Annotated in this window: 15 protein-coding genes; 10 read left to right on the top strand and 5 right to left on the bottom strand. The window is 73.5% G+C overall.

What is annotated here, in order from left to right; translation table 11 throughout:
- Positions 1-74 precede the first annotated feature (74 nt).
- Both ABT095_RS36530 and ABT095_RS36535 read right to left on the bottom strand, forming a co-directional pair.
- Positions 75-1,193: a hypothetical protein gene (locus tag ABT095_RS36530; protein ID WP_350533920.1), complete on the bottom strand. Its 1,119-nt coding sequence runs from the start codon at positions 1,191-1,193 to the stop codon at positions 75-77.
- A gap of 100 nt (positions 1,194-1,293) precedes the next feature.
- Entirely contained in the window at positions 1,294-1,728 is a 435-nt protein-coding gene (locus ABT095_RS36535; protein ID WP_350533921.1) for an SRPBCC family protein, read from the bottom strand.
- Between the two features lie 255 nt (positions 1,729-1,983).
- Here ABT095_RS36535 and ABT095_RS36540 point away from each other — a divergent pair, with 255 nt between their 5' ends.
- The 4 genes from ABT095_RS36540 to ABT095_RS36555 all read left to right on the top strand — a co-directional run bounded on the left by ABT095_RS36540 (position 1,984) and on the right by ABT095_RS36555 (position 6,114).
- Complete coding sequence (locus ABT095_RS36540) at positions 1,984-2,721, top strand: (2Fe-2S)-binding protein (RefSeq protein WP_350533922.1); 738 nt, start codon at positions 1,984-1,986, stop codon at positions 2,719-2,721.
- 9 nt (positions 2,722-2,730) lie between these two features.
- Positions 2,731-3,660 carry an aminoglycoside phosphotransferase family protein gene (locus ABT095_RS36545; RefSeq protein ID WP_350533923.1) on the top strand — a complete coding sequence of 310 codons (930 nt, stop codon included), beginning with the start codon at positions 2,731-2,733 and terminating at the stop codon, positions 3,658-3,660.
- Between the two features lie 278 nt (positions 3,661-3,938).
- On the top strand, positions 3,939-4,586 hold the full coding sequence (locus ABT095_RS36550; protein WP_350533924.1) for a hypothetical protein: 648 nt from the start codon (positions 3,939-3,941) through the stop codon (positions 4,584-4,586).
- A gap of 145 nt (positions 4,587-4,731) precedes the next feature.
- The gene (locus tag ABT095_RS36555; RefSeq protein WP_350533925.1) at positions 4,732-6,114 is read left to right on the top strand and encodes a WXG100-like domain-containing protein; all 1,383 of its coding nucleotides are present in this window, start codon (positions 4,732-4,734) and stop codon (positions 6,112-6,114) included.
- A 194-nt stretch (positions 6,115-6,308) separates the two neighbouring features.
- On the opposite strand, the gene ABT095_RS36560 is transcribed toward ABT095_RS36555, so the two are convergent.
- Positions 6,309-7,238 (bottom strand): LysR family transcriptional regulator, encoded by a 930-nt coding sequence (locus ABT095_RS36560; protein ID WP_350533926.1) that lies wholly within the window; start codon positions 7,236-7,238, stop codon positions 6,309-6,311.
- 71 nt (positions 7,239-7,309) lie between these two features.
- Here ABT095_RS36560 and ABT095_RS36565 point away from each other — a divergent pair, with 71 nt between their 5' ends.
- A complete protein-coding gene (locus ABT095_RS36565; RefSeq protein WP_350533927.1) occupies positions 7,310-8,242 on the top strand; it encodes an SDR family NAD(P)-dependent oxidoreductase in 933 nt (310 codons plus the stop codon).
- 5 nt (positions 8,243-8,247) lie between these two features.
- Here the strand turns inward: ABT095_RS36565 and ABT095_RS36570 are convergent, their stop codons facing one another.
- Positions 8,248-8,817 carry a helix-turn-helix domain-containing protein gene (locus tag ABT095_RS36570; protein WP_350533928.1) on the bottom strand — a complete coding sequence of 190 codons (570 nt, stop codon included), beginning with the start codon at positions 8,815-8,817 and terminating at the stop codon, positions 8,248-8,250.
- Positions 8,818-8,864: 47 nt separating this feature from the next.
- Here ABT095_RS36570 and ABT095_RS36575 point away from each other — a divergent pair, with 47 nt between their 5' ends.
- The gene (locus tag ABT095_RS36575; protein WP_350533929.1) at positions 8,865-9,779 is read left to right on the top strand and encodes a class I SAM-dependent methyltransferase; all 915 of its coding nucleotides are present in this window, start codon (positions 8,865-8,867) and stop codon (positions 9,777-9,779) included.
- A 7-nt stretch (positions 9,780-9,786) separates the two neighbouring features.
- Here ABT095_RS36575 and ABT095_RS36580 read toward each other — a convergent pair whose 3' ends face one another.
- Entirely contained in the window at positions 9,787-9,996 is a 210-nt protein-coding gene (locus ABT095_RS36580; RefSeq protein WP_350533930.1) for a hypothetical protein, read from the bottom strand.
- A 265-nt stretch (positions 9,997-10,261) separates the two neighbouring features.
- Here ABT095_RS36580 and ABT095_RS36585 point away from each other — a divergent pair, with 265 nt between their 5' ends.
- From ABT095_RS36585 to ABT095_RS36600, 4 genes are all read left to right on the top strand, one after another.
- The gene (locus ABT095_RS36585) at positions 10,262-12,553 is read left to right on the top strand and encodes a hypothetical protein (RefSeq protein WP_350533931.1); all 2,292 of its coding nucleotides are present in this window, start codon (positions 10,262-10,264) and stop codon (positions 12,551-12,553) included.
- A 173-nt stretch (positions 12,554-12,726) separates the two neighbouring features.
- A complete protein-coding gene (locus ABT095_RS36590; protein WP_350533932.1) occupies positions 12,727-13,101 on the top strand; it encodes a hypothetical protein in 375 nt (124 codons plus the stop codon).
- Positions 13,102-13,123: 22 nt separating this feature from the next.
- Complete coding sequence (locus ABT095_RS36595) at positions 13,124-13,690, top strand: hypothetical protein (RefSeq protein ID WP_350533933.1); 567 nt, start codon at positions 13,124-13,126, stop codon at positions 13,688-13,690.
- 71 nt (positions 13,691-13,761) lie between these two features.
- Positions 13,762-14,526, top strand: a complete 765-nt coding sequence (locus tag ABT095_RS36600; RefSeq protein ID WP_350533934.1) for a maleylpyruvate isomerase family mycothiol-dependent enzyme — start codon at positions 13,762-13,764, stop codon at positions 14,524-14,526.
- Positions 14,527-14,673 lie beyond the last annotated feature (147 nt).

Below are 14,673 nucleotides of genomic sequence, written 5' to 3' on the forward strand. Positions count from 1 at the left end.
CTCCCGCTCGGGCTGCCCCGACCAGTGACGTGCACGGGTGTGCTGCGATCCGGCGGGCCGGGGCGGCGCGTCCGTCAGCAGCGGAAGGCGGTGAAGCTGACCGTCTCCTCGTCCCCCAGGTCCCGCCGGGCGGGAGCAGGGTCCATCCCCTTCTGCGGGTTCGGCCCGCTCCGGGCCCCGTCCCAGCCGACGTGGTCGGTCTGGTAGTCGATGAAGCGCAGACCGCTCGCCGTCCGTCGCGCGGCGTTCCAGTGCCCCGCCGACACCAGCAGGACGGCGAAGACGCAGCCCTCGTACTCGGACTGCGTCATCACCCGCTTGGCCTCGGCCGCGGTCATCGTGGCCGACCGCTCGCCGAGGGCCGGGACGCCGAGGCGCTGCAACGCCCGTCGCATGCCCTCGGCGGCCTGCGAGTTGACCAGCGAGGTGCTCGACACGTCGGCCATCCCGCCCGTCAGCGTGCGCCCGATGCGGTTGAAGGACTCCGGGTGCTGATAGACCTTCGCGTAGTCCAGTCCGTCCGCGACGAGTGCCCGGTCGGCGTCGCCGCTCAGCACCTCGTCCGGGTTCGGGTACAGGTGCCGGACAAGGGCGTCCGTGGACACCAGCCTGCCGGTCAGGCTTGTCGCCACCCCGGCGGCGGTGCACAGGGCGCAGTTCACCTTGGCCGGTACGACCATGCGGGTCCTGGTCAGGTAGTGGCGGTCCGCGGACACGTTGTGCTCGCCCGTCGAAGCCGTGTTGACGTACTGGAAGGTCTCGAACTTGTAGTTCAGTGCCTCCTGCCGGCGAGCGGCAACCTGTCCAGCGTGGGCGTGCCCGTCGAACTCCCGCCGGTAGTCGTCGGTGGCGAACAGCACCGACTCGGCAGCGTGGTAGCCGGGTGCGGCCGACAGCCGCTGGGCCGCTCGCTCCACGGCCGTCCTCAGCAGGCGCTCCAGTTCGGCCTGCGCCGCGTCGTGCACCGCCCGCACCGCGAGGTTGCGCGCCTCGGCAGGGTGGCGCTCCAGCTGGTTGCGCGCGTGACCGATGATCACCCGCAGCAGCGCCGCCAGGGCCTGGTCGTCCGGGTCGCGGGGCGCTGCCTTCGCGTAGCGGTCGAGGGCCGCGAGCAACTCCCGGTACGGCTCGAACGAGCCGCCGATGTCCCCGGCATCCCGGCGGTCCAGCTTCTCACGTGTCCATTCCAGCATGTCCCCCCCACTCCCCGGCCGCCCGCGTACGGCCGGGTCAGTGTCACAGGTCGCTCAGCCGGGGACAACGGCCGGATCCGGCCAATGCGCCGGGGCCGGTTCACCGGTTCTCGACGTGCTTCTTCAGGGCTTCGTTGAGCGCGGTGAAGTCGCCGCGGGTACGGTCGATCACGCGGCCGGTGACCGGTACGAGTGCGCCGGAGAAGTTCTCCGACTGGACCAGGTGGGTGCCTCCCGTGCCGGTGGGGTGGAGGCGGAAGCCGTGCTCGCCGTCGAACAGGCCCGGGAGCACCAGGCGGCCCAGCCAGCGGAGTTCGACGCCGGGGTCGGCGGCGAGGACCTTGGGGCGGAAGGTCATCGGGCGGCCGCCGGTGGGGTGCATCTTGAGGGTGAGGGTCTCGCCGACGGCCACCCGGCCATGGGCCTCGCGGATGAAGGGGTTCCAACTCGGGTAGGACGCCAAGTCCGCCAGGGCCTCCCAGACCTCGGCGGTCGGGGCTTCGATCTCGATCTCGGCGGAGATTGCCTTCGTCATCGTGCTGCCTGTTCTGTACTCACGGCTGTTCTGCGTTCCACCACCCTGCGTGGGCGGCCCGGTACAACCAGTTATCACAGTCTGTCACCGAACTACCCATCGGCAGGAGCGCGCACCCACTCCGCGCGCCCTCGCACGCGCCGCCGCTCCCGCGCCGGGTACGGTGCTCCCCGGGCCGGACCGCGCCCGCCACCGACCGGGGAGACCGCCATCAGCACGCCGAGCCTGCCCGAGATCCTGCGTCAGGTCGACGCGGTGGGGCCGTACTTCTCCCTCGGCCAGGGCACGCCACCCGCCGGGTTCGCGCCGCTGCTGGACCTCTACCGGCCCGAGGGCGCGCTCGCCGAGCGGGTCGCGGCCGCCGCCCGGCAGCTGCGCACGGCGGAGACCCGGGTGGCCGCCTCGGTGCTGCACCTCGGGCTGGCGGCCCGGCTCTGCTCGGTCGTGCTCGCCACGGCCACCCTCGGCCGCGCCCTCCCGGCGCTCGGCCCGGACGTCCTGCTCCACCGCTGGCCGGCCGACGGTCCGCTCGAGCTCTGGCTCCCCGCCCCGTCGGCCGCCACCGCCGAACCACTGGCCGCCGCCGTCCACCGCACCCTGGTCACCGAGCACCTGACCCCGCTGCACGCCGCCCTGCACGGGATCACCCCCGTCGCCCCGCGGCTGCTCTGGGGCAACGCCGCCTCCGCGCTGGCCGGTTCGCTGCAGATCCTGCACACCCGGATCGCCCCGGCCGACCCCGCGTCCGCCGCCCTGGCCCTCGAACTGACCCAGGGTCTGCTCGCGGCCCCGCCCCTGCTCGGCACCGGCACCCTGGCGCCCGACGAGTTCTCCCCGCCGACCGCCCCGCAGCGCCTGCGCCGCTCCACCTGCTGCCTCTTCTACCGGCTGCCCGCCGGCGGCACCTGCGGGGACTGCGTGTTCGGCACCGCGCCGCCGAGGCTCCGCACGAGCCGCGCCGGAACGGGCCCGGGGGCGCCGGGGCTGTCGTAGCGTGCCCGCATGATTCCTGACACCTTCCGCCGGACCACCGTCGACCGCGAGGGAGCTCCGGGCGCGGAGTGGATCGACCGGCTGCCCGGCCTCGTCCAAGAACTGCTGGAACGCTGGGGGTGCGCACCGGACGGCCCGGTCACCCACGGCGGGGTCGGCCTGATCCTCCCGGTGCGGCAGCCGGACGGGCGCGCCGCCGTACTGAAGGTGTCGTACCCGCACCCGGGCAACGTCCACGAACCGGACGCCTTCGCGGTGTGGGCGGGCGAGGGTGCCGTCCGGCTGTACGAGCGGGACGACGAGCGCTTCGCGCTGCTGCTCGAACGCGCCCACACCAGTACGCTCGCGGAACTCGCCGACGGCGACCAGGTGGTGGCGGTCGCCGGGCAGCTCGGGCGCCGCCTGGCAGTCCCGGCACCGCCCGGCCTCCCGCACCTGCCCCGGCTCAGCGACCAGGCGGACGCCTGGGAGACCCAGCTGCGGACCGACGCCGCCGAGCTCGCGCACCCCCTGCCGGCCCCGGTGGTCGACGCCGCCCTGGCGACCGTCCGCGAACTGGGCCGCCGCCAGCCGGACCTGCTGGTCCACGGCGACCTCCACGGGCGGAACATCCTGCGCGCCGACCGCGAGCCCTGGCTGGCCGTCGACCCCAAGGGCTACGTCGGCGACCCGGCCTACGACGGCGGCACCCTGCTCAAGTCCCGCGCCCTCGCCCTGATCGGCGCCCCCGATCTGCGGCGGGCCGTCCACCGCGCCGTCGACGTCTTCGCCGAAGCCGCCGAACTGGAGCGCGAACGGGTGCGGCGCTGGGCCCAGCTCCATGCCGTCCAGGCCGCCTTCTGGGGCCGGCAGCACGGATTCCGGGTCGCCCGCGGCGGCGAACAGCTGACGGCGATCGTCCGCTTCGCCGACCACCTGGCGGAGCTGCTGTGCCACTGACCTGACCGACCGGCACCGGCCGCCTCGCGACGAGTGGCGGAAACGGGCAGGTCAGAGGCCTCACGGGCGGACCGGCCAGATATGGCCGGTCCATGACCTGGGCGCGGGCGCTTCTCCAGCAGCAGCATGAGTGGCGAGGCACCGGCGCAAGGACCCCGAGAGGAGGACCGGCATGCCCGACGGCGAACACGCCGCGAATCCGTCATCCCTCGGGAACCGGACCCCCGCCACCGAGCGTGTTGGCGTGCGGACCGGGAGCCACGGGAGGGGGAGCCGCGATGACGACCACCGACCTCGCCTGGCGCAGGCTCGCCGTGCTGCTCGCACTGGCCGGGGGCGTCTCCTGCGCGCTGGCGTGCTGGTCCGCCGGATCTCCGGGGCTCGCCCTGCCGGTGGCGCCGCTGCTGCTCGGCGGACTGGCCGCGCTGGGCGTCGCTTTCTTCTGCTCGCTGGGCGGCTGGGAGAGCGAGGAGTACTTCCCCCGGGTGGCCGTCACCCTGGTGCTGACCGGCCTGCTCTGCGCCGGCGCGGCAGCGGCCGACGAGGCGTACGCCACCGTCGAGGGCTGGCAGCACACCCGGGTGCCCGTCACGGCCACCTTGAGCGACTGCCGGGTGGATGCCCAGCACGGCGACGGCGACTCCGGGCTCACCGAACTGGACTCCTGCGTCTACCACTGGACGTACCAGGGGGACGCGCGCAGCAAGCGCCGGGACTCACCCGGCGCCGACTACGACGGCAGGCACCTGCAGATCTGGCTCGACCCGGACACCGGCGAGGTCGCCGGCCACTCGGTGACCGATGTGGTCCTGTGGATCCTGCTCGCGCTGGTGACCGGCGGCTCCGGCGTGGCCGGAGCCCTGGTCTGCGCCGCCGAACTGCTCCGCTCACCCGAGCTGCTCCGCTCACCCCAGCCGGCCGGCTGACGGCAGCGGCCGACAGCCGTACGGACACGAACGCACCGGCGCCACCGCACCTTTTCAGGGGTCGCCAACCCCTTCTCGGCACCAACTTGAACGCGTATCGTCACAACTCGCCCACTGCACCTACCGATCAGTAACCGGGGGACACATGGCTCTGGAACTGCCGCCCGAACTCCAGCCCGTCCTCGGCCTCCTGGGGGTCGAGTGGCCGGATGTCAACGAGGACGAGCTCAACCGCTTCGCCGACGAGCTGCGCAAGCTCGCCTCGGCGATCGACTCCACCCAGATGGCCGCCGACAAGGCGGTGAGCAAGCTCGGGGAGGTCTACCACGGGGCCTCCGCCGACCAGTTGACCCAGGCCTGGGGCGCCGTGTCGAAGTTCTCCGGGCTGGTGGTGGAGGCCTGCGGGATCACCGCCAACGCACTGAGCGCGGCGGCCCTGGTGGTCGAGATGTGCAAGGGCGGGGCGATCGCCCAACTCACCGTCACCAGCGGAAGTCTGGCCACCGCCGCGGTGACCGCGCCGTGGACCACCCCCGCGATCCTCGCGGCGGGCAAGCAGATCGTCTCGCAGGTGCTGGAGTCGGCCGTCACCGAGATCGGCCACGCGCTGGCCCAGCCCATCGGCGACCTGGTCGAGACCGCCGCCAAGACCGTCCTGGGCAGCCTCGGCGGCGGCTCCGCCGGCTCGGTCGGCCAGGGCTTCGGCGTGGACCTCGGCCAACTCGCCTCCTGCGCCCTGGAACTGCGCGGCCACGCCGACGACGTGGACTCCAGCGGCAGCGCCTTCAAGCAGATCTTCGACACCATGGACATCGGCCAGCCCAACGAGATCATCGGCAAGGTGGTCACCGAGGCGGCGGAGCAGATCGCCACCACCGTGGGCACCGAGGTCGTCAAGCGCCTGCTCAGCTCGCTCCACGGCACCGCCGACGGCATGGACCAGGTCGGCAAGAACCTCGCCGCCAACGAGGACTCGCACACCCAGATGATGAGCAAGCTGCTGGCGGAGCCGTCTCCCTCGGCCACCTCCCCGCGGCTGATCAAGGGCAGCCTCTCGGCACCGGACAGCACCGGCGGCGGCTCCTCGGTCGACCACACGGGCATCGACAGCTTCCACCCGCAGGTCGACGGCGCCGACGTCTCCTCGGGCGGGGATCCGACGGTCGTCCAGCCCGTCGGCACCCTGCAGCCGGGCCAGTCCGGCGCCCCCGGGAGCTCCTCCGACACCGGCCGGCTCTCGCCGGGCGTCACCGCCGACCCGGGCAGCCTCACCCGCGCGGCCGCCGGCCAGGCCGGAACCGCGCGCGGGCCGGCCTCCGTCGGATCGGCGACCGCCGCCGCCTCCGGCCGGGCCGGCTCCGGGAAGGCCGGCTCCACCGCCGCCGGCCGCTCCTCGCAGTCCGGGGGCCAGGTCCGTGCCGCCATGGTCAAGCAGAACGGGCGCAAGCGGGACGAGGAGGAGCGGCCGGCCCGGACTCGGGACCTGCCAGTCGACCCCACCGCGGAGGACCCGGACGCGGAGAAGTGAGGCCGTCGCGCTGACCGATGACGTCCGCGCGATGACCACTGCCTGATAGCTACTACGCGATGACCGCTGACAGATTTCACCGACTGTCAGCGGTCATCCGTCATCCGCTCGCCGTCAGCGGTCATCGGTCAGCCGTCCACCGTTGGCCGATAGCCGTCATCGGTTCGTTCGCGGCCGTCCGACCCCGGCGGCCGTCAGCCGTACGCCGCCTCCTCCAGCCCGACCGCCGTCGCCCGTACCGCCCGCGCCACCCGGGCGACCGGCTCGCTCACCGGCCCCGGCAGCCGGGCCAGCACCAGCCGACGCCGTTCCTGCGGCCCGCCCCGTACCGGCAGCATCCGCACACCCTCCGGCAGCGCCGCCGCCAGCGCCACCGGCACCGTGGTCACCCCCAGACCGGCCGCCACCAGCTGGAGCTTCGCCAGCCAGTCCCGCGCCGTGTGCGCGATCACCGGCCGCCCGTCCAGGCCGGGCCACACCCCCATCAGCGCGTCGTCTCCCCCGCTCGGCCCGGCGATCCACCGCTGCCCGGCCAGCTCGGCCACGTCCACGTACGCACCCCGGGCCAGCGGGTGCCCGGCCGGGATCGCCAGGCAGAGGCCGTGCTCGACCAGGGTCCGCACCACCAGCGGGGGCGCCTGGGCGTCGAGCGGCCGGTACGGCGGCGCCGAGGCCACCAGAGCGAGGTCCACCCGCCCCGCGCGCAGCGCCCGGACCAGGGCGGTCGTGCTGCCCTCCCGGGTGGTGACGGTCAGCGCGGGTTCGCTGCGGCGCAGCGCCGTCAGGGCCCGGGGCACCAGCGCGGCGCCCGCGCTCGGGAACCAGCCGAGCCGTACCGTCCCGGCCTCCGCCGGGAGGCCGGCCAGCTCCCGGGCCGTCGCGTCGATCTCGTCCAGCACCACGGTGGCCCGGCGCAGCACCAACTGACCGGCGGCGGTGAGCCGCGCGCCGTCGCGCCGCCGCTCCACCAGCTCCGTCCCGGCCAGCCGCTCCACGGCGGCGATCTGCCGGGAGACCGCCGACTGCGTGTACCCCAACTCGCTTGCGGCCGCCGTGAAGGAGCCACGGTCGGCCACCGCCCGCAGCACCCGCAGAGCGGTCAGCGACACCTCGGTGAAGTCCATGACGGATACGCATACCACATGTGCCGAACTCTCGTTGGACGCATGGCTCGCCCGCTCCTACCGTTGAGGACATGAACACAGCTCACAACTCCCCTGACAGCAACCACACTTCGACCCCGCGCCACAACGGCCGGATCGCGCTGGTGACCGGCGCCAACCAGGGCCTCGGCCGCGCGCTCGCCGAGGGGCTGGCGGCCCGGCTCGGCGTGGACGACCTGGTGCTGCTGACCGGCCGTCACGCCGGACGGGTGACCGAGGCCGCTGCCGAGGTGGCGGGGGCGCCGCAGACCCGGGCCCGGGTCGAGGGCCGGGTGCTCGACGTGTCGGACGGCGCCGGTATCGCCGCCCTCGCGGCCGAACTGGCCGAGCGGCACGGCGGGGTGGACCTCGTGCTGTCGAACGCGATCGCCCCGCTCGCCAAGGAGGTCTCCCAGGCCGCACAGGCGGACGCGTTCATCGACGTCGCCAACGGCGCCACCCACGCGGTGCTCCGCTCCTTCGCCCCCGTGCTGCGCCCGGGCGGGCGCCTGCTGGTGGTGGCCAGCGGCCTGGGCGCGCTCGGGTTCCTGCCACCGCACCTGCAGCCGGTCTTCGACGGAGCCTCGCTCGAGCAGGTCGAGGCGGCGGTCGAATCCTGGCGCGCGGCGGTGCACGCCGGGACGGCCGAGGCGGCAGGCTGGCCCCGCTGGATCAACATCCCGTCCAAGGTGGCGCAGGTCGCGGCCGTCCGCGCGGTGGCGGCCGAGCGCCGCGAGCGGGACCTTGCCGAGGGCACGCTGCTCGCCGCCGTCTGCCCCGGCATGGTGGACACCCGGGCCTCGCGCGGCTGGTTCACCGGCTACGAGGCCCAGACGCCCGCCGTCGCGGCGCGGGCCGTGCTCGACCTCGTCCTGGCCGGCTCAGTCGACCCGGGGCAGTACGGCGAGCTGGTCCAGTTCGGCAAGGTGCTGCCCTGGCACGGCGGCGCCCCGCTCACCGAGCAGGACGCGCTGCTGACGCCGTGACCGGCTCAGTCCGGCAGGCGCAGGTGGGTCCGCCCGCCTTCGTGGTCCAGGATCGCCAGGATCTCGGCCGGGCCGCCGTGCGCGCCGAAGGCGTGCGGGATCATGGTGGAGAACTCGGCGGCCTGCCCGGCCTCCACCATGATCCGGCGGTCCCCGAGGACGAGTTCGACCGTGCCCGACAGCACGGTGAACCAGTCCTGCCCGGGGTGGACCTTGAGCCGGTCGGTACCGGTCGGGGCCGGCCGGGTGAGCCGGATCTGGGCCACGGTGACGGCGGGGTCGTGCTTGAGGGTCCAGCGGGTGATCCCGCGCGCCGCGTCGTGCCGGGGCCGGATCACCACATCGCTGTCGTCGGCCGACTCCACCAGCTGGTCGAGGGTGGTGTCGAGCGCCCGGGCGATGGCGGTGAGCTGGTCCAGGCCGATCCGCCGGTGGCCGGTCTCGATCCGGCTCAGGGTGGACGGGCTCAGGAAGCACCGGACCGCCAGATCGTCCAGCGAGAGGCCCATGGCCACCCGCAGGCCCCTGATCCGCTTGCGGACGAGGGTGTCGAGATCGCCGCTCTCTTGCTTCATACGCAAGATGCTATGCGATCGGCGCAAGGCCGTCGTACGGTCGAGGCATGACGGCTCACCCCACCACCGCCCACTCCGCCCACTCCGGCCACCATCAGCACAGCCACGGTCACGGTCACAGCCACGACCACGGCTCGGACCAGACCCAGGCCGAACTCGCCGACCTGCTCGACCTGGACGCCGAGGTGCTGCACGAGCACTACGCCGAGCTGACCACCTGGGTCGCCGAGCACACCGGCGGGCAGCCCGTCCGCCAGGTGCTCGACCTGGGTGCCGGGACCGGTACCGGCAGCTTCGGCCTGCTCGGCCGCTTCCCCGCCGCCGAGGTCACCGCCCTCGACAGTTCGCCCGCACTGCTGGAGCACCTGCGCGGCAAGGCGGAGCAGCGCGGACTGGCCGGCCGGGTCACCACCGTCGAGGCGGACCTCGACCAGGCCTGGCCGCCGACCGCCCCCGCCGATCTCGCCTGGGCCTCCGCCTCGCTGCACCACCTGACCGACCCGCCCGCCGCCCTCCGCCAGGCGTACGCGGTGCTGCGGCCCGGCGGCCTGCTGGCCGTGGTCGAACTGACGGGCTTCCCGCACTTCCTCCCCGCCGACCTCGGTTTCGGCACTCCTGGCCTGGAGGAGCGCTGCGACGCGGCACTGGCCCGCCGTCACGCCGACGAGCTCCCCCACATGGGCGCCGACTGGGGCACCCTGCTCACCGAGGCCGGCTTCGCCCTCGCCGCCGAGCGGGAGTTCACCGTCCGCCTCGACGCACCGGCCCCTGCCGCCACCGCCCGCTACGCCCACGGCCGCCTGCGGCGCCTGAGCACCGCCCTCGCCGACCGGCTGAGCGACGAGGACCTCGCCACCCTCGCCCGTCTGACCGACCCCGTCGGCCCGGACAGCGTGCTCCGCCGCACCGACCTCACCGTCCGAGCCCACCGCTCGGCCTGGCTGGCCCGCCGCCCGGCCTGATCCTCCGCTACGCCCCGCTGCCGAGCAGGCCGGCCAGGCAGGTCGCCAGCACGGTGGACAGGGTCAGGGCCGCGGCGAAGGCGGCCGCCGCCCGGCTCAGGGCCGCCGGGTAGTCGGCGCCCTGCAGCCGGGCCAGCTTCCCGGCCACTGCCGCGGTCAGCAGTGCGAGGATCACCACCACGGCGGCGGCGAGCAGAACAGAGGTCGTTCGAGTCACTGGGCACTCCTCGGGGCAGGGCGGGCAGCTCTGCTCACCCGGTCGTACGGGCGGCCTGCCGCCCGGATCCCACCCTGCACCGGCCGCGCACCCAGGCGGCAGGGGTTGCCCGTTGCCACCGGAGTCGGCAACGGTCCGATCGAACGGCGCCCGTCCCCAGCGGTGTTGACACCTCGGCGGCAACGGCCCAGCTCCGGTCGGTTCCGCTGTTGACAATCCGCCGGTAACAGCGGCCGAGCAGGTGCACAGGCGTCAAAATCGGTGCATGCCCGACACACCTCCCGGCGACCTGCCCGCCGGACGTCCCGTGCACCGACTCGCCGTCCGGCTGGAGTTCGCCGCCCGGCTGTACCCCCTCTTCAAAGAACTCGGCCTGAGCGTCCGGGCCTACGGGCACCGGCGTCACCTCAGCGGCACCGCCGTCCAGCGGTACATCAAGGGGCAGCGTCTGCCGGCGCAGAAGTTCCTCACCGACCTGTTCGAGGATCTCGCCGCCTCGGGCCGCCTGGTCGGGGAGGCCGAGCGGGCCGACTTACTGCGCCTGTACGAGCAGGCCCTGCACGGCGGCCGCCCCGAACAGTTGGACGAGGCCCAACTCAACGAACTGCGCGCCGAGCTGGCCGACTGCCAGCAGCAGCAGGCAGACCTGGTCACCCAGTTGCGCGAGCGTGAGGTGGCGCTGGAGCGGGTCGAGTCCAGGCTCCGCCGCCTCAAGGACCGGCGCACCGAGGAGAGGATCGCCCACGCCGAGCAGTTGGCCGCCCGCCTGGCCGAGTACCAGGAGGTGGAGGACGAACGTGACCGGCTCCGGCGGGAGGTCGAAGGCCTGCGCGACGAACTGGTGCGGGAGCGGGCCTGGTTCGTGAGTGTCATGGAGCAGTGCCAACACCTGTACTGGCAGACCGAGTCGAGACGGACCGTCCAGGAGCCTGCCACCTTCGGCTCCCTGCTCTCCGGCATGGACAGCGCCCCGGTCGGCGAGTTGGTCGGGTTCGTCGCCGGGGCGGACGACAAGCACCGGCCGGTGGTCACCGAACTGCTCCGGGCGGCGGGCCGCCACCGGCCGGTGCCCGACGCGGTGACGCTCTTCGTCGCCCTGCACGAGGCGGGTACGCCACAGCACGCCGAGGTGGCGCTCCCGGCCGCCATCATCGGCCGCGGGGTGCCCGAAGTCGCCGATCTGATCGACGCGTTCACCGCCCGCCGGCTGGACTCATTCACCGCCACCGTGGTCGGCACCTTCGTCGAACACCACACCTGGCAGGAGATCGCCGAGCTGGTGGCCCACCTGCACGCCCGGGGGCTGGCCCCCGAGCCCGCGGACACCGTGGCCGCCGCCGCGGTGGTCGTCCGGGAGCCGGCCGAGGTGGCGGCCCTGCTGATCGGCCTGGGCCGGGACCACGGGCTGACCAGCACCGTGCTGCACTGCCTGGACACCGCCGTCCAGCAGCGCTCCCCGGCGCATCTGGTCGCGCTGGCACGGCAGCTCGAGGACGCCAACTGGCGCGCCTACGTGCGGGAGCTGACGGCGCGCATGGTGCAGCACCACCAGGCGCAGAGCGCCGCCGAGTACCTCTCCTGGCTGCCGAGGGCCGGCCTGGGGTGGCTCGCCGACGAGACCTTCGCCCAGCTGATCCGCTTCGGCGACACCGCCACCCTGGTCGACCTGCTCTCCGCACCGGACTTCGACCAGCGGGAGCGGCGCCTGGCGGAGGCCAAGGGCTACGCCGCCCACTCCCGGACCACCCCGGACGTGGTCGAGCTGGTCCAGCGCTTCGACGAGCGGCGGCTCCAGGCACACGGCGCCGAGCTGCTGATCGAGTTCCTCCAGTGCCGCCGACCGGGCGAGGCCCTCCGGTTCGCCGAACTGCTCGACCTCCCACTGCCGGGGACGGCCTCGCGCCTGCTCCTCCTCGGCGCACGGCAGCTGAGCACCCCGGAGCTCAAGCTGCTGCTCCACCGCCTGCACGTGCCCGGACTGTCCGAACTGCACACCGAGCTGCTGGTCTGGGTGGCCGGGAACCGCTCGCCCGCCGAGGCCGCGGAGCTGCTCGTCCCGCTGCCCGCCGTTCCCGCCGACGCGCAGGCCGTCCTCGACGCGGCGGCCGACCGGGACACCCCCTCCGTCGCCCAGCTGTTCGTCTGCTGGCGTGCCGCCTCCCGCGACCCGCTCGCGCACGCCCTGCTGGCCACCTTCGACCAACGATTCCCCCTCAGCCGCGCCAACCTCCGCCTGGCCGTCTCGGCAGAGGAGGAACGCCGGGGCATCGTCCGCAAGCCACCCCCACCCACCGGCGAACCGGCCGCACCCGCACCCGGGCGGACACCGGCCCGACATGCCCGCACCCGCCGGCCAAGAGCCGACCGGCTGGCAGCGGCCGAGCAGACCATTGCCGAACTCGCCGACCGAAACGCCCAGTTGGTACGAGAGATGGAGCGGACTCGGGAGCAGCTGGCCAGGGTCACCTACGAACTGGAGGTCGAGAGCGCCCGCCGCGCCCAACTCGAACTGGCCGCCCAGCCCTACCCGGGCCCCTACGCACCACTCCCCGGCTGACCACCGCCAGCCGCCAACTCGCCCGATCGGCACCGGAGAAGGCGGCCTCGACGCGGCGCGCCGGGAAATGGACACCTCCGCTGACGGATCGTTAGAATCCACCCTCCCGGTAGTGATCGTGTCCGCACGATCGCCACCACCGACCTCGATCCGCAGTTCGCGTGGGGGCCTCAGTGGCGTTCAACCAGAAGAACCAGCAGGTGTCCGGAGGCCAGGTCAACATCGCGCGTGGCGCCCGCATCAGCGGTGGCATCCACCTCGGCGGCGGACCTGGCGGTGATGCGGCCGATCTGGCCGGGGTCCTCACCGCGCTCCTCGCGGAGATCCAGCAGGCCCAGAGCGCGGGCCACATCTCGGAAGAGGTCGCCGAGGACGTGCAGCACGAGGTGCGGCAGGCCGCCCGGACAGCGCAGCAGCCGACTCCCGACGCACCCGCGATCACCAGCCGGCTCTCCCGCGCCCGCGACCTCGTCTCGGGCATCGGGACGGCGGTGTCGCTCACCACGGCGCTGACCAACGCGATCCACACCGCCCAGTCCTTGTTCTGATCGACCCGTTGGGAACGTCGAAGTGGGATCGTTCGATCAGCGTGACCAGCAGGTGCGCGACCAGATCAACATCCACCACTCGGGCCGATGGCTGGGCGGCCTGTTCGCGAGTGTCGTCGCGATCGTCGCGGTAGTGGCCCTGACCGTCTGGCGATCCGGCTCAGGCTCCCCGGCGGCGGCTCCGCCGGCGGGCGCCTCCGCCGCGACGCGATCACTGCCGCCACCGGCCTGCAGTACTCTTCACGACTCCGACGCCCCGGGGGTCAAGCAGCGCGTCTGCTGGCAGCGGGACGGCGACAAGGTCTACATGCTGGCCTATGTCAGCTCGTCCGCCGCGCCCCGGGTCGACGTCTACCTGTGGCTGTCGTCGAAGCCGGGCAACGTCTACCTGTATCCGACCGAGAAGCCGTGGTCCCGGCCGGGCATCACGGTGGGTTCGAAGCCCACGGAGTACAGAGCTCTCATCGACATGGCACTCACTCCGGGATCCTCCTACGACGTCCACGTGAGCACGAAGAGCGCCGGAGGCAAGGCACCGGACGCGACCAGTCCAACCGTGACCGGCTACTCGATGCCGTTCACCTACTGAGGACGAGACGCCTTCTCAGTTGCCTGACTAATCGGGTGCGAGAGTCCCGGCCCGGGTGGTAGAAGGTCTGCGTGACTGAGCATCTCCACTTCTCCACCCTGCTGCGGATGATCGACGAGCGGTCCGCCGCGTTCCGCGCCGCCGTCTCCGCCGCCCCCAGCCTCGACGCCGACGTCCCGTCCTGCCCGGGCTGGACGCTGTACGACCTGGCGAACCACCTCAGTGAGGGCGACCGCTTCTGGGCCTACATCGTGCTGAACACCGCGCCGGGCGACGAGCGGCCGAGCAAGGACGGGCTGGCGGCGCCCAGGGAGCGCGAGGCCCTCATCGCCTGGCTGGCCGACTCGACGGAGCAGTTGCTGGCCGCTCTGCGCGAGGCAGGCCCGGACCAGGGCTGCTGGGCCTGGTGGGAGCCGCTGGCCTCGCCGCACACGGTGGCCGCCGTGGCCCGCCGCCGCGTCCCGGAGTCGCTGATCCACACCTACGACGCCCAGCTGGCCTCCGGCACCCCGCAGGAGCTGCCGACGACCGAGGCGGTCGACACCATCGAGGAGTTCCTCGCCACCGTCTGCACCGTCACGGTCCCGTGGCCGGGCGAGCCCGCCACCATGGACTACCACGCGGCCGAGGCCGGCTCCTGGCGCCAGACGGTGGACGCCGCCGGCTCCCGTTCCACCCGCCTCACCGCGGCGGAGGCCGCCGAGAGCAAGCCAACCGCCGCCGTCCACGGCACGGCGAGCGAGATCGCCCTGCTCATGTACATGCGCATCCCGGCCGGCTCGCTGCGGGTGGAGGGCGACGCCGACCTGCTCCGGCAGCTGCAGGACTGGGACTGAGAAGTCATCTCATCCGGTGAGTCCTCGGGCGCCGTTGAGAGCTTCGGCGATGCCGGCGAAGGCGGCACCCTCAGAGCCGCCTGCCCCCCCCCCGCACCGTGCTTTCCCGCCGTACCGCCACCGCCTTCGCCGCCGCCCTGCTCCTCG

The organism is Kitasatospora sp. NPDC002227, from assembly GCF_040296285.1.
Taxonomy (GTDB): domain Bacteria; phylum Actinomycetota; class Actinomycetes; order Streptomycetales; family Streptomycetaceae; genus Kitasatospora.

Coding starts and splice junctions, on each gene's coding strand:
- ABT095_RS36545 (WP_350533923.1), top strand. CDS start 2,731: ATGATTCCTGACACCTTCCGCCGGACCACCGTCGACCGCGAGGGAGCT.
- ABT095_RS36585 (WP_350533931.1), top strand. CDS start 10,262: ATGCCCGACACACCTCCCGGCGACCTGCCCGCCGGACGTCCCGTGCAC.
- ABT095_RS36530 (WP_350533920.1), bottom strand. CDS start 1,193: ATGCTGGAATGGACACGTGAGAAGCTGGACCGCCGGGATGCCGGGGAC.
- ABT095_RS36575 (WP_350533929.1), top strand. CDS start 8,865: ATGACGGCTCACCCCACCACCGCCCACTCCGCCCACTCCGGCCACCAT.
- ABT095_RS36535 (WP_350533921.1), bottom strand. CDS start 1,728: ATGACGAAGGCAATCTCCGCCGAGATCGAGATCGAAGCCCCGACCGCC.
- ABT095_RS36570 (WP_350533928.1), bottom strand. CDS start 8,817: ATGAAGCAAGAGAGCGGCGATCTCGACACCCTCGTCCGCAAGCGGATC.
- ABT095_RS36555 (WP_350533925.1), top strand. CDS start 4,732: ATGGCTCTGGAACTGCCGCCCGAACTCCAGCCCGTCCTCGGCCTCCTG.
- ABT095_RS36565 (WP_350533927.1), top strand. CDS start 7,310: ATGAACACAGCTCACAACTCCCCTGACAGCAACCACACTTCGACCCCG.
- ABT095_RS36560 (WP_350533926.1), bottom strand. CDS start 7,238: ATGGACTTCACCGAGGTGTCGCTGACCGCTCTGCGGGTGCTGCGGGCG.
- ABT095_RS36550 (WP_350533924.1), top strand. CDS start 3,939: ATGACGACCACCGACCTCGCCTGGCGCAGGCTCGCCGTGCTGCTCGCA.